Source organism: Sphingomonas sp. (genome assembly GCF_041661885.1).
Lineage (GTDB): Bacteria > Pseudomonadota > Alphaproteobacteria > Sphingomonadales > Sphingomonadaceae > Sphingomonas.
This window is the reverse complement of sequence record NZ_JBAZTL010000001.1, coordinates 138,738-152,533: the sequence shown is the minus strand read 5'-3', so window position 1 is coordinate 152,533 and position 13,796 is coordinate 138,738. Positions and strand designations below refer to the sequence as shown.

The 13,796-nt window shown below is 62.2% G+C and carries 11 protein-coding genes; 9 read left to right on the top strand and 2 right to left on the bottom strand.

The features are described 5' to 3' along the window. Positions 1-3: 3 nt before the first annotated feature. The 6 genes from atpA (at position 4) to WC704_RS00730 (ending at position 7,298) form a co-directional block, all read left to right on the top strand. On the top strand, positions 4-1,533 hold the full coding sequence (atpA, locus tag WC704_RS00755; RefSeq protein ID WP_372888090.1) for a F0F1 ATP synthase subunit alpha: 1,530 nt from the start codon (positions 4-6) through the stop codon (positions 1,531-1,533). 106 nt (positions 1,534-1,639) lie between these two features. Next, the gene (locus tag WC704_RS00750) at positions 1,640-2,521 is read left to right on the top strand and encodes a F0F1 ATP synthase subunit gamma (RefSeq protein ID WP_372888089.1); all 882 of its coding nucleotides are present in this window, start codon (positions 1,640-1,642) and stop codon (positions 2,519-2,521) included. Between the two features lie 19 nt (positions 2,522-2,540). Beyond that, positions 2,541-4,070, top strand: coding sequence for a F0F1 ATP synthase subunit beta (atpD, locus tag WC704_RS00745; RefSeq protein WP_372888088.1), 1,530 nt, complete (start codon positions 2,541-2,543; stop codon positions 4,068-4,070). 156 nt (positions 4,071-4,226) lie between these two features. Continuing rightward, entirely contained in the window at positions 4,227-4,478 is a 252-nt protein-coding gene (locus WC704_RS00740) for an ATP synthase F1 subunit epsilon (RefSeq protein ID WP_372888087.1), read from the top strand. A 116-nt stretch (positions 4,479-4,594) separates the two neighbouring features. Continuing rightward, positions 4,595-6,118, top strand: coding sequence for a CpaF family protein (locus WC704_RS00735; RefSeq protein WP_372888086.1), 1,524 nt, complete (start codon positions 4,595-4,597; stop codon positions 6,116-6,118). Positions 6,119-6,158: 40 nt separating this feature from the next. Then, a complete protein-coding gene (locus tag WC704_RS00730; RefSeq protein WP_372888085.1) occupies positions 6,159-7,298 on the top strand; it encodes an aspartyl protease family protein in 1,140 nt (379 codons plus the stop codon). Positions 7,299-7,305: 7 nt separating this feature from the next. Here the strand turns inward: WC704_RS00730 and WC704_RS00725 are convergent, their stop codons facing one another. Together WC704_RS00725 and phaR are read right to left on the bottom strand one after the other, a co-directional pair. Beyond that, on the bottom strand, positions 7,306-7,485 hold the full coding sequence (locus WC704_RS00725; RefSeq protein WP_372888084.1) for a hypothetical protein: 180 nt from the start codon (positions 7,483-7,485) through the stop codon (positions 7,306-7,308). A gap of 8 nt (positions 7,486-7,493) precedes the next feature. Continuing rightward, a complete protein-coding gene (gene phaR, locus WC704_RS00720) occupies positions 7,494-8,051 on the bottom strand; it encodes a polyhydroxyalkanoate synthesis repressor PhaR (RefSeq protein ID WP_372888083.1) in 558 nt (185 codons plus the stop codon). Positions 8,052-8,133: 82 nt separating this feature from the next. On the opposite strand from phaR, the gene WC704_RS00715 reads away from it, so the two are divergent. The 3 genes from WC704_RS00715 to WC704_RS00705 all read left to right on the top strand — a co-directional run bounded on the left by WC704_RS00715 (position 8,134) and on the right by WC704_RS00705 (position 13,711). Then, the gene (locus WC704_RS00715; RefSeq protein WP_372888696.1) at positions 8,134-9,150 is read left to right on the top strand and encodes an alpha/beta fold hydrolase; all 1,017 of its coding nucleotides are present in this window, start codon (positions 8,134-8,136) and stop codon (positions 9,148-9,150) included. A gap of 28 nt (positions 9,151-9,178) precedes the next feature. Continuing rightward, positions 9,179-10,351, top strand: a complete 1,173-nt coding sequence (locus WC704_RS00710; protein WP_372888082.1) for an acetyl-CoA C-acetyltransferase — start codon at positions 9,179-9,181, stop codon at positions 10,349-10,351. Between the two features lie 186 nt (positions 10,352-10,537). Then, complete coding sequence (locus WC704_RS00705; protein WP_372888081.1) at positions 10,538-13,711, top strand: TonB-dependent receptor domain-containing protein; 3,174 nt, start codon at positions 10,538-10,540, stop codon at positions 13,709-13,711. Positions 13,712-13,796 lie beyond the last annotated feature (85 nt).

Genomic DNA, 13,796 nt, shown 5'->3' with positions numbered 1-13,796 from the left:
GTCATGGATATCCGCGCCGCAGAAATCTCGAAGGTCATCAAGGACCAGATCGCCAATTTCGGCACCGAAGCGCAGGTTTCGGAAACCGGCCAGGTGCTCAGCGTCGGTGACGGTATCGCCCGCATCCACGGGCTCGACAACGTCCAGGCGGGCGAAATGGTCGAGTTCTCGAACGGCGTGCAGGGCATGGCGCTCAACCTTGAGGCCGATAACGTCGGCGTCGTGATCTTCGGCTCGGACAGCCAGATCAAGGAAGGCGATGTCGTCAAGCGCACGGGCACGATCGTTGACGTTCCCGTCGGCAAGGGCCTGTTGGGGCGCGTCGTCGATGGTCTCGGCAACCCGATCGACGGCAAGGGCCCGATCGTTTCCGACCAGCGCAGCCGCGTCGAAGTCAAGGCACCGGGCATCATCCCGCGCCAGGGCGTCAACGAGCCGGTACAGACCGGCCTCAAGGCGATCGACGCGCTCGTCCCCGTTGGCCGTGGCCAGCGCGAACTCATCATCGGCGATCGGCAGACCGGCAAGTCCGCCGTCGCGATCGACACCTTCATCAACCAGAAGGCCGCACACCAGGGCGATGACGAGAGCAAGAAGCTCTATTGCATCTATGTCGCGGTCGGCCAGAAGCGTTCGACCGTTGCGCAGCTCGTCCGCACGCTGACCGAAAACGGCGCGATGGACTATTCGATCGTGGTTGCCGCAACCGCGTCGGACCCCGCACCGCTGCAGTTCCTCGCGCCTTATACCGGTTGCGCGATGGGTGAGTATTTCCGCGACAACGGGATGCACGCCGTCATCGTCTATGACGATCTGTCGAAGCAGGCCGTTGCCTACCGCCAGATGTCGCTGCTGCTGCGCCGCCCGCCGGGTCGCGAAGCCTATCCCGGCGACGTGTTCTATCTCCACTCGCGTCTCCTCGAGCGCGCAGCGAAGATGAACGACGCGAACGGGGGCGGCTCGCTCACCGCACTGCCGATCATCGAAACGCAGGCCGGCGACGTGTCCGCCTACATCCCGACCAACGTGATCTCGATCACCGACGGCCAGATCTTCCTTGAAACCGACCTGTTCTTCGCGGGCGTCCGCCCGGCGATCAACGTCGGTCTGTCGGTCAGCCGCGTCGGCTCGGCGGCGCAGACCAAGGCGATGAAGAAGGTGTCGGGCTCGATCAAGCTCGAGCTCGCCCAGTATCGCGAAATGGCGGCGTTCGCGCAGTTCGGCTCGGACCTCGATGCCTCGACGCAAAAGCTGCTCAACCGCGGCGCACGCCTGACCGAGCTGCTGAAGCAGGCGCAGTTCTCGCCAATGCCGTTCGAAGAGCAGACCGTGTCGATCTTTGCGGGTACGCAAGGCTTCCTCGACACCGTGCCGGTCAACGCCGTCGTCCGCTATGAGCAGGCGATGCTGGCGGCAATGCGCAGCGATCATGCCGATCTGCTGAAGGACATTCGCGACAAGCGCGATCTGTCGAAGGAGACGACCGAAGCGCTGAAGACCGCGCTGGGTGCCTTTTCTAAGACGTTTGCGTAAAGAATAGGGAGCAACCCGTCATCCCCGCGCAGGCGGGGATCCATAATCTCGAACGCTGGGGAGTATGGATTCCCGCCTTCGCGGGAATGACGAACAGGGAATTAGAATGGCCTCGCTTAAAGCCCTCAAGATCCGCATCGGCTCGGTGAAGTCGACGCAGAAGATCACCAAGGCGATGAAGATGGTCGCCGCCGCGAAACTGCGCCGTGCGCAGGAGGCGGCGGTTGCTGGCCGTCCCTATGCCGAGCAGCTCGAAAAGGTGATGGCCAGCCTCGCCGCCAAGGTTTCGGTCAGCGAATCGAGCCCCAAGCTGCTCGCGGGCACTGGCAAGGATCAGGTGCATTTGCTGATCGTGGCGACGTCCGAGCGTGGCCTCGCCGGTGCGTTCAACTCGAACATCGTCCGCGCTGCACGTCGCAAGGCGGAAGAACTGCAAGCGGCGGGTAAAACGGTGAAGTTCTACGTGGCGGGCAAGAAGGGCCGCGTGATCAAGCGCTTCTTCCCGACGCAGATCGCCGCCGACCATGAGATGAGCCATATCAAGACGGTTGCCTTCGCCGATGCGCGTGCGATTGCCGACGATGTCATCACCCGGTTCGAGGCTGGCGAATTCGACATCGCGCACCTGTTCTACGCCAAGTTCCAGTCGGCGTTGGTGCAGGAGCCGGTCGGTCGTCAGATCATCCCGGTCGCGATTGACACCACCGCCGCTCCCGTGGCGGATGGCGGTGCCGCAGTCGAGTATGAGCCCGATGAGGAAACGATCCTCGCCGATCTGCTGCCGCGCAACGTCGCGATCCAGATCTTCCGCGCGCTGCTCGAAAACGCAGCGTCGGAGCAGGGCAGCCGCATGACCGCGATGGACAATGCCACGCGCAATGCAGGCGACATGATCAATCGCCTGACGATCCAGTATAACCGCAGCCGCCAGGCCGCGATCACCACCGAGTTGGTGGAAATCATCTCCGGCGCCGAAGCGCTCAAGTAGTCGATACGAGGAAAGAACGATGGCAACCGAAGCCCCGACCGCAGAAAAGCCCGCCCGCAAGCCGCGCGCGCCCAAGGCCGCAGCGCCGAGCGCAACCGCACCCGTCGCGACGACCAACAGCGTCGGTCGCATCAGCCAGGTCATCGGCGCCGTCGTCGACGTGACCTTCGAGCAGGACCGCCTGCCCGCGATTTTGAACGCGCTCGAAACCTCGAACAACGGCAACCGCCTCGTGCTCGAAGTCGCGCAGCATCTCGGCGAGAACACCGTCCGCACGATCGCGATGGATTCGACCGAGGGCCTCACGCGCGGTCAGGAAGTGACCGACACCGGCTCGCAAATCCGCGTGCCCGTCGGCCCGCAGACGCTGGGGCGCATCCTCAACGTCATCGGTGAGCCGATCGACGAGCGTGGTCCGGTCGGCCACACCGACACGATGCCGATCCACGCACCGGCTCCGCTCTTCGTCGATCAGTCGACCGAGAGCGCGATTCTGGTCACCGGCATCAAGGTCATCGATCTGCTCGCGCCTTATGCGAAGGGCGGCAAGATCGGCCTGTTCGGCGGCGCGGGCGTCGGCAAGACCGTGCTGATCCAGGAACTCATCAACAACATCGCCAAGGGCCACGGCGGCACCTCGGTGTTCGCGGGCGTTGGCGAGCGTACCCGTGAGGGTAACGATCTGTACCACGAATTCCTTGACGCGGGCGTCATCGCCAAGGATGCCGATGGCAACCCGACGCCTGAGGGTTCCAAGGTCGCATTGGTGTTCGGCCAGATGAACGAGCCGCCAGGCGCACGTGCCCGCGTCGCGCTGTCGGGCCTGACGATCGCCGAATATTTCCGCGACGTCGAAGGCCAGGACGTGCTGTTCTTCGTCGACAACATCTTCCGCTTCACGCAAGCCGGGTCGGAAGTGTCGGCACTGCTCGGTCGCATTCCGTCGGCGGTGGGCTATCAGCCGACGCTGTCGACCGACATGGGCGCACTGCAGGAGCGCATCACCTCGACCAACAAGGGCTCGATTACCTCGGTGCAGGCGATCTACGTTCCGGCAGACGATTTGACCGATCCGGCGCCCGCCACCTCGTTCGCACATTTGGACGCGACGACCAACCTCAACCGCGCGATTTCGGAGCTGGGCATCTACCCGGCGGTCGATCCGCTCGACTCGACCTCACGCGTTCTGACCCCGGCGATCGTCGGCCAGGAGCATTACGACACCGCCCGCCGCGTCCAGGAGACGCTGCAGCGCTACAAGTCGCTGCAGGACATCATCGCCATCCTGGGCATGGACGAGCTGTCGGAAGAAGATAAGTCGATCGTGTCGCGCGCCCGCAAGATCCAGCGCTTCCTCAGCCAGCCGTTCCACGTCGCCGAGGTCTTTACCGGCATTCCGGGCAAGTTCGTTCAGGTCGAAGACACCGTGAAGTCGTTCAAGGCGGTCGTCGATGGCGAGTATGACCACCTGCCCGAGAGCGCGTTCTACATGGTCGGCGGCATCGACGAAGCGATCGCCAAGGCCGAAAAGATGGCGCAGGACGCGTAAATAAAACGCCCTCTCCCCGCTTGCGGGGAGAGGGCTACTCACTCCCCTCCCGCTTGCGGGAGGGGCTGGGGGAGGGCCTGGAAGCAGGCGCTTCTCCAAGCAAAACGTCCCTCCCCCGACCCCTCCCGCAAGCGGGAGGGGGGAAGGAAGAAGAAAATGCTGCACTTCGAACTCGTCACTCCTGAAAAGCTCGTCCGCTCTGAGGACGTGTACATGGTCGTCGTCCCCGGCTCGGAGGGCGATTTTGGCGTGCTGGAGGGCCATGCCCCGGTCATGTCGACGATCCGCGACGGTGCATTGTCGGTCTATCGCACCGAAAAGGGCGAACCCGAGCTCATCACGATCGAAGGTGGTTTCGCCGAGGTCAATGCCAGCGGCTTGACCGTTCTGGCGGAGCGCACCGCGTAAATCCGCGCCTTTTGCGGGCTTAATCGAGCACGCGTCCCGCCTTTGGGCGGTTTGGTTAGGAAATTCTCAAACTCTCTTGCCTACCAATCGTTCATGACGATGAGGAAGCGGGCAGCATGAGTGCATTTGGGCGGCGACCGGGAGCAGCAGGTCCGGGCACCCGACCGGCCTTCGGCGTTGCGCGGCCGATGCAGGGCGGCAGTGTTCGCCCGGCGACCGAGGCCGACACCAACAGCGAGCAATTCCCCCCGCTCCCGCCGATGCCAGGCGAAACCGAGCCGACCGGCAACATGCCGGGCTTGCAGATGGACGCGATGCAGCGCCTCGCCGACCGGCAAGCTTCGTCGGGCGACGCGGGTAGCTCGAAGGTCGAGGGTTTCGAAAGCTCGATCCACAAGATCAAGGAACAGGTGCTCCCGCGCCTGCTCGAACGCGTCGATCCCGAGGCGGCGGCGACGCTCGACAAGGATGAGCTGGCCGAGGAATTTCGCCCGATCATCGGCGAAGTGCTGGCCGAGTTGAAGCTGACGCTCAACCGCCGCGAGCAATTCGCGCTGGAAAAGGTGCTGGTCGACGAATTGCTGGGCTTGGGGCCGCTCGAGGAGTTGCTCGCCGATCCGAACATCACCGACATCATGGTCAACGGCCCCGAGCAGACCTATGTCGAGCGCAAGGGCAAGCTCGAGCTCGCGCAGATCCAGTTCCGTGACGAAGAGCATCTGTTCCAGATCGCGCAGCGCATCTGCAACTCGGTCGGTCGCCGTGTTGACCAGACCACGCCGCTCGCCGACGCCCGCCTCAAGGACGGCAGCCGCGTCAACGTGATCGTGCCGCCGCTCAGCTTGCGCGGCACCGCGATCTCGATTCGTAAATTCTCGGCCAAGCCGATCACGCTCGACATGATGGCAGGCTTCGGCTCAATGAGCCCCAAAATGGCGACCGCGTTGAAAATCGCGGGCGCGTGCCGCTTCAACGTGGTCATCTCGGGCGGTACGGGTTCGGGCAAGACGACGATGCTCAATGCTTTGTCGAAGATGATCGACCCCGGCGAGCGCGTGCTGACGATTGAGGACGCCGCCGAACTCCGCCTGCAACAGCCGCACTGGCTACCGCTCGAAACGCGCCCGGCCAATCTCGAAGGCCAAGGTGAAATCAGCATCCGCGATCTCGTCAAGAACGCGCTGCGTATGCGCCCGGATCGCATCATCCTCGGCGAAATTCGTGGCGCCGAATGTTTCGACATGTTGGCGGCAATGAACACCGGTCACGATGGCTCGATGTGTACGCTCCACGCCAACTCCCCGCGCGAGGCGCTCGCGCGTATGGAGAACATGGTGATGATGTCGGACATCAAGGTGCCCAAGGAAGCGATCAGTCGGCAGATCGCCGATTCGGTCGAGATGATTATCCAGGTAAAGCGCCTGCGCGACGGCTCACGCCGTGTCACCAATGTAACCGAGGTGATCGGCATGGAAGGGCCGGTGATCGTGACGCAAGAGCTGTTCAAGTTCGAATATCTGGACGAGAGCGCCGACGGCAAGATCATCGGCGAATATCGCTCGATGGGGTTGCGTCCGTACACGCTGGAAAAGGCGCGGACCTTCGGGTTCGATCAGGCCTATCTGGAGGCGTGCCTCTAGCCGCCGTTTGGAGTATCGATGGCAACCGATGCGTTGCCTCGTGTTCCTGTTGCTTTTGCTGTGCGCCGCTGCACCTTCCGACGCGCAGCAAGATACGCTCGCGCCCGATGCCGAGTCGCGTTGGATCGCCTTTACGCTGACGCCCGCCGACCAGATCCGCTTTCAGGCGACCGTCGATGGCCGCCCCACGACGGCGATCCTCGATACCGGCGTCAGCACCTCGCTCCTCGCGCGCCACTTCGTCGATGCCGCCGGAATGCGCGTTCGCCGTGGTCACACTGCGCTTGCCATTGGCGGCAGCGTGGCGAGCGGCTGGGTCGATCCTGAGCGCGTGACGCTGGGCGCGTTAACGCGGCGTGGCGGGCATATGATGACCGCCCCCTTGCCGCCTGCCACCACGGGCCAGGCCGATATCGACTTGCTCGTCGGTCGCGACCTGACCGCGCATTACGCGCTCGATATCGATTATGAGATGCAGCGGTTTCGTTTGCTGCCGTCGGGCCGCCTGCCCTTTACCGGGAGCACGGCACCGCTCCATATTGCCGGCGCATGGCCGAGTTATGTCACCGACTTGACCATCGGCACCCGCCACATTGCACGCATGGCGATCGATACCGGCGACGGCAGCGCGATTACGCTGACCCGTGCCGCCTGGTCCGCATTGCCCAATGCGCAACGTCCAACCACCTCGACCATCGCTTATGGCGTCGGTGGTGCGATGATCGTCGATCTCGCAATCGTGCCCGGCGTGCGCAGTGGCGAAAGCGCGGCGCGCGAGGTTGAACTGCGCGTCGAAGGAGCCGGGGGCTACACCGCGACCATCGGCATGAACGGGCGGATCGGATCGGGCTTCCTGAAGCGCTATCGCGTGCTGCTCGACCCCGATGCCGGGCGGATGGTGCTGCGCCCCACCGCCGATGCCGACACGCCGCCGTTGCGCTCGACCAGTGGTTTGATCCTCAGCCGGGAACCCGGCCGGCTCACCGTACTGCACGTCATGCGCGGGGGCCCCGCTGCCGCCGCCGGATGGCGCGCTGGCGAGCAGATTTGCACGGTTGATGGCGCAACCGTTGCTGACGGAACGGCCTTGACGTGGCCGGTGGGAACCCCGGGGAGAAGCGTGCGGCTCGCGCTGTGCGGTGGGGAAATTCGCACGTTGACGCTACGCGCCTTTTACTGATGCCCCCTCACTGGTGCGCGGCCATGATCGCGCAAACCACTGCGCCCATCAGTGCGAACATCTGTATACTCGGCCAATCGAGCAGGCCAATCCTGTCGAGATCACGTCGCGAACGACGCCGCCAATCGCCGATTCCCGCCAGAACCGCGACAAGCCCGGCGCCCCCCGCCGCGATCCACCAAAACACCGCGTCGCTCAGTCGCCGAGCTTTTCGATCTTTTCATGGAGTCGACCGAGTTCCGCCTTCAGCGCGGCTATCTCGTCATCCTTGCTGGTCGCACTCGAAACCGGGGTTACACCCGGAACGACGCCGGGTTTGAAGGCGGCGGTGGCAGCTTCGAACATCGCCATATTTTGCTTTGCCAATTCCGCGAACGGCGAGTTGGCGAAAGCACCTTCGACCGCCGATTTGAATTGTTGCTGGTTGCGACGGAAGCTGTCCATCGACGCTTCGAGATAGCCCGGCACCATCGCCTGCATCGAATCGCCATACATAGCGATCAATTGGCGCAGGAACGGAACCGGCAGCATCGTCTGCCCGCGCTGTTCTTCTTCCATGATGATCTGCGTCAGGATGTTGTGCGTGATATCCTCTTCGGATTTCGCATCGAGCACCTTGAAATCCCGCCCCTCACGCGTCATCGCCGCGAGGTGCTCGAGCGTGATGTAAGACGACGTCTCGGTATTGTAGAGGCGGCGGTTTGCGTATTTCTTGATCGTAACCGGGCCGTCACCCGGAATGGTCTTCTTCATGAAGAAAGGCTCCCCGCCTGTGGTTGCGCCTGTCCTACCATCATTTATTGCCGCATCGCAACACGGCCCGCGCCCGTTGCCACTGTTCCTCGACATGCTGCGCGATCAGACGGCGGATTCACCGGAGCGACGCGCAGCCGCGCTGGCTGGTCTGCGCGCTTATCAGGACGCACCACGCGGAAAACTTCGCAAACCGATGCCGACGCGTTTCCGCAAGGGCAAGGCGCGCCTGCGTGACTATGGCGCGAAGGGTGCCACCGGGCGCGCAGTGATCGTTATCCCCTCGCTTATCAACCCGCCGCATATTCTCGACTTGCGCCGCGAAAGCTCGCTGCTGCGCTGGCTCGCCGATCAAGGCCATCGACCGTTTCTGCTCGATTGGGGAACCCAGGAACCAAAGGCACGCGGTCTGGATGTAAACGCACACATTACGCGCATACTGCTCCCGTTGATCGCCAAATTTCCGGTGCCCCCTATCCTTGTCGGATATTGCCTTGGCGGAACGATGGCACTGGCCGCCGCATGCCTGACCGAGGTTGCAGGGCTCGCGCTGATCGCATCGCCGTGGCATTTTTCCGGCTATGGCACCGCCGCCCGCGGCGAAATGGCAGCATTATGGGCCTCGGCCAAACCGGCGTGCGAGGCGTTGGGGCTGGTGCCGATGGAGGTGTTGCAATCGGGCTTCTGGCGACTCGATCCCGCGCGAACCATCGCAAAATACGAGGCGTTTGCCCGACAGGAGTCAGACAGCGACGCCGCCCGTACCTTCGTCGCGATGGAGGATTGGGCCAATGGCGGCGCGCCCCTGCCCTTTGCCACGGGCCGACAGGTGTTCGAGGATTTCATCGCAGCCGACACGCCGGGGACGGAAGCCTGGCGCGTCGCCGGGGTGCCGATCGCACCCGCCGCCTTGACCTGCCCCGCCATCGAATTCGTATCGCTCAACGACCGCATCGTCCCCGCCGCAAGCGCCGCCAATGTGCCGGATCGGCGGGATATTGGCGCCGGGCATGTCGGGATGATCGTTGGACGCGGCGCGCGCGCGCAAGTGTGGGAGCCACTGTCGCACTGGCTAAACACGTTGCCGCGCTCTAAATAGGCCGCAACACATATCAACGGAGAGCCCCATGCAGGACATCGTCATCACCGCCGCCAAGCGCACGCCGGTCGGCAGCTTCCTCGGTGCCTTTGCAGCGACTCCGGCGCATGAGCTTGGCCGCATTGCGATCGAGGCGGCGCTTGCTCAGGCTGGCGTAACCGGGGCGGACGTCTCTGAGGTGATCCTCGGCCAGGTGTTGACTGCGGCGCAGGGGCAAAACCCGGCGCGGCAAGCGTCGATGGCGGCGGGCGTTCCCAAGGAAATCCCCGCCTGGGGGGTCAACCAGGTGTGCGGATCGGGCCTCCGCGCGGTTGCGCTGGCCGCGCAGGCGATCGCCACCGGCGACTCGACCATCGTTGTCGCGGGTGGCCAGGAATCGATGTCGATGAGCGCACACGCACAATTGTTGCGCGCGGGCCAGAAAATGGGCGATCTCAGCTTGATTGACACGATGGTCAAGGATGGGCTGACCGATGCCTTCAACAGCTATCACATGGGCATCACTGCCGAAAATCTGGCCGAGCAATATCAAATCACGCGCGGCGCGCAGGACGAATTTTCGGTGCGGTCGCAGAACCTTGCCGAAGCCGCACGGAGCGCCGGCCGCTTCCGCGATGAAATCGCCACGGTGACGATCAAGGGCCGCAAGGGCGACACGATCGTGTCCGACGACGAATATATCCGCGCGGGCGTGACGCTGGAAAGCGTGTCGGGCGTGCGCCCCGCCTTCAAGAAAGACGGTACGGTCACCGCCGCCAACGCCTCGGGCCTCAACGACGGTGCCGCCGCGTTGGTGCTGATGAGCCGTGCCGAAGCCGAGCGCCGCGGATCACCGATTCTCGCGCGCATCGCCAGTTGGGCATCGGCAGGGGTCGATCCCTCGATCATGGGCATCGGCCCGGTTCCGGCGACTCGCCGCGCATTGCAGAAAGCCGGGTGGAGCATCGGCGACCTCGACTTGATCGAGGCCAATGAGGCCTTCGCCGCGCAGGCGCTGTCGGTTGGCAAGGAGCTCGAATGGGATACCGATCGCGTCAACGTAAACGGCGGCGCCATCGCCATCGGCCACCCGATCGGCGCCTCGGGCGCGCGTGTTTTAACGACGCTGCTGTACGAGATGGCCAAGCGTGATGCGAAGAAGGGATTGGCCACTTTGTGCATCGGCGGCGGGATGGGCATCGCGATGTGTGTGGAGCGGTGAGGGGACGGATTCCGTCGCGGTCGGGGGGCTGCGGCGGGTACACTGCCATTGTGACAATCCTGCAACAGCGCGACACATTCTTTCACGATCGGTCATCCAAGGTTCATGTGCCGCTTGATCGCGCCCGCTAAAATGGTTTGAATGCACCCCGTTAAGGGCAAATCCGCCCAACAAGTGGGGCTTATCATGAAAATTACCCGGCTAATGGGCGCAACCGCGCTCGTCGGCGTTCTGGCGGTGTTTCCGTCAATCGTTTCTGCACAAGCGGTTGCACCCGCAGCCAACGCAGCGAAACCCGCATCCGAGGAGGAGGCTGCTCCGAAAGACATCGTCGTAACGGGTTCGCGTATTGCGCGGCCGAACGACAACTCCACCATTCCGATCAGCAGCGTTTCCGCGCAGGAACTGACGCAGACAGCGCAGGTTTCCATTGGTGACGTGCTGAACGACCTGCCGCAGCTACAGAGCACTTTTAGCCAGGCAAACTCCACGCGTTTCCTCGGCACCTCCGGCCTCAACCTTCTCGATCTCCGTGGCCTGGGTACTCAGCGCACGCTGGTGCTGGTTAACGGTCGACGCCACGTTGGCTCCGACATCCTCAACAACGCAGTGTCGCCCGACACCAACACCTTCCCGACCGATTTGATCGAACGCGTCGACGTTGTGACCGGCGGTAATTCGGCCGTTTACGGTTCGGACGCGCTGGCGGGTGTGGTCAACTTCGTCTTGAAAGACCATTATGAGGGAGTGCAGGTTCGCGGCCAGGGCGGCATTAGCCAATATGGCGATGCTGGAGCCTATTATGGTAGCGTTCTTGCGGGCAAGAACTTCGCCGACGGTCGCGGCAATATCGCTGTGGACGTTGAATATGCGCGGCAGAATATTCTATACGGGTCAGACCGCGCCCGTCTCAGAACCACCAACGGCTTCGTGACCGCCGACACCGACCAGGCAGGTCTTGGAACAACCCAGCCCAATATTTCCCTCAATTCGGACGGCAATCCCGACAGCGTGTTTTTCCACGACATCCGCGTGGGAACATTCTCTGACGGCGGTCTCTTCGCAGCTTCGGGCGGCGCAAATGCGCTATGTGGTCGCGACAAAGATGGCCGCGCCTACACCTGTAACTATCTGTTCCAGCCCGACGGCAGCCTGGTAGCTCAGACGGGAACCCGCGTAGGCCTGGCCGCTGGTACTGCAGCATCGCCAAGCGCGACGCCGAGCGGATCGTTCATCGGCGGCAACGGCAACACGCGCCGAGAAGGCGAACTGCTTCAGATCCAGCCTGCGCTCAGCCGTTATTCGGCGAACCTAATCGGCCATTTCGAAGTTTCGAATGCGTTCATTCCGTTCATTGAAGCGAAGTATGTTCGTACCGATTCATACGGTCAGGGTGGCTCTGGTCCGGCTTTCTTCACCGGCGGAACCCTCGATGGTCTGTATGAGCGACCGCGCCTCGATAACCCGTATTTGTCGGCGAGTGCGCGCACCACGATTACCAATGCTTTGATCGCAGGCGGTGCCAATCCCGCCAATATCACCGATGCCACGCGCTTCTCGCTTCGCAAGAATTTGACTGACCTTGGTGTCCGCTCCGAGCAGGCCAAACGCGAAACGTTCCGTATCGTTACGGGCGCACGCGGCACGTTCAACGACGATTGGTCTTACGAGATCTCGGCAAACTATGGCGAGTTCAAGGAGCGGACCAAGGTTCTTGGGAACGTGAACGTGCAGCGTGAGTTGCTCGCGCTCGATACCACGCGGAACGCCGCAGGTCAGATCGTCTGCGCCTCGCAACTCGACGCCACGCGTGGGCAGAACGTCGTCGATAACGCTGGACTACCCACCAATCCCACGCTTCTCGCGGCGGATATCGCGGCTTGTAAGCCCCTCAACCCATTCGGCCTCGGCAGCATCTCGCAAGAGGCAAAGAACTATGTCCTTCAGGACACGGTTTCGGTTGGCAAAATTACGCAGCTCGACATTTCGGGCTTCGTAAGCGGTAATACCGGCAAGTTTTTCAACCTACCGGGCGGCCCGATCGGTTTCGCAGTAGGTGGTGAATATCGCCGCGAAACCGCGTTCTTCCAGGCTGATCCGTTGGTCGAAGCTGGCTATACCTTCTATAACGCCATCGCGAGATTCAATCCGACATCTTTCGAAGTGAAGGAAGGCTACGCCGAGCTTCGGTTGCCAATCTTGAAAGATCTTCCATTCGCGGAATCGTTGTCAATCAACCCGGCCGGTCGTATTTCCAGCTATAAGGGTTCTGCAGGAACGACTTATACATATAATCTGAGCGGCGAGTGGGCACCGATCCGTGATATTCGCTTCCGGGCGGATTATGCACGCTCCGTGCGAGCACCGAACTTGTCGGATCTGTATTCGCCTCAATCGCAAAACTTCGCCACGGTTGCCGACCCCTGCGCAGCTCGCAGTATTGCAGGCGGTTCACAGTTCCGTGCGGCGAATTGCGCTGCGGCTGGCATTAATACGACAGGTGCCAATCCGTTCGATTATCAATATGCCTCGTCGCTCGCAATTGTTAGCGGCGGCAACCCTGATCTGCGGCCTGAAAAATCGGACTCGTACACCTATGGCGTTGTTCTCCAACCCCGCTTCGTGCCAGGCTTGACGATCTCGGTCGATTATTACAACATCAAGGTGAACGACGTCATTACTGCCCCGTCTGCGCAAGGCATCATTAACAGTTGCTATGACTCGCCGACGACCAACAATCAGTTCTGCGCTTTGTTCACGCGTGACAATGCCGCAGGTTCGGTGACCGGAACTCCGTTCCGCATCATTGAGGGCAGCCTGCAGCAAACTCTACTTAACTACGCAAAGCTTCAGGTTCGCGGCGTGGACGTCGATGTGAATTACTCGCACCGCTTTGGTGGCACGACGTTGGGCGCACACGCGGTCTACACGCACTCACTGGCGAACCAGTCGTTCCTCGATCCGACACAGCCGGGCTTCGCGGACACAACGCTGGGCGAGTTGGGTACCCCGCAAGATGCGGCGAACCTGACGCTGACGGGTGATTTCGGGCCGGTCTTCGCCAGCTACGAAATCCGCTATCTGTCGAAGCAAGCGGTCGGAGCGATCGAAAATCACACGACGTTCCAGGGTCGCGCACCCCAGAACCTCGACGATTTCGACATCCCCTTCTATCCTGACGTCGTCTACATGAACGCTCGTTTCGGGTTCAATCTGGCGAAGAAGGGGAGCTTCTACTTCGGTATCGACAACCTGACGAACCAGGCTCCTCCGCTCGGTACGACCGGCATTGGTGGTGGCAGCGGCATCTTCGAGCCGATTGGCCGTCGCTTCTACGCAGGTTTCACTGCAAAGTTCTGATAGTTTGATACAAACTCGAAAGGGCTGGCGATTTTCGCCAGCCCTTTTTTTTGCTAAATACTTCAATGCTCCGTTTCGCACATGA

Coding starts and splice junctions, on each gene's coding strand:
- WC704_RS00740 (WP_372888087.1), top strand. CDS start 4,227: ATGCTGCACTTCGAACTCGTCACTCCTGAAAAGCTCGTCCGCTCTGAG.
- WC704_RS00705 (WP_372888081.1), top strand. CDS start 10,538: ATGAAAATTACCCGGCTAATGGGCGCAACCGCGCTCGTCGGCGTTCTG.
- WC704_RS00735 (WP_372888086.1), top strand. CDS start 4,595: ATGAGTGCATTTGGGCGGCGACCGGGAGCAGCAGGTCCGGGCACCCGA.
- atpA (WP_372888090.1), top strand. CDS start 4: ATGGATATCCGCGCCGCAGAAATCTCGAAGGTCATCAAGGACCAGATC.
- WC704_RS00750 (WP_372888089.1), top strand. CDS start 1,640: ATGGCCTCGCTTAAAGCCCTCAAGATCCGCATCGGCTCGGTGAAGTCG.
- WC704_RS00710 (WP_372888082.1), top strand. CDS start 9,179: ATGCAGGACATCGTCATCACCGCCGCCAAGCGCACGCCGGTCGGCAGC.
- phaR (WP_372888083.1), bottom strand. CDS start 8,051: ATGAAGAAGACCATTCCGGGTGACGGCCCGGTTACGATCAAGAAATAC.
- atpD (WP_372888088.1), top strand. CDS start 2,541: ATGGCAACCGAAGCCCCGACCGCAGAAAAGCCCGCCCGCAAGCCGCGC.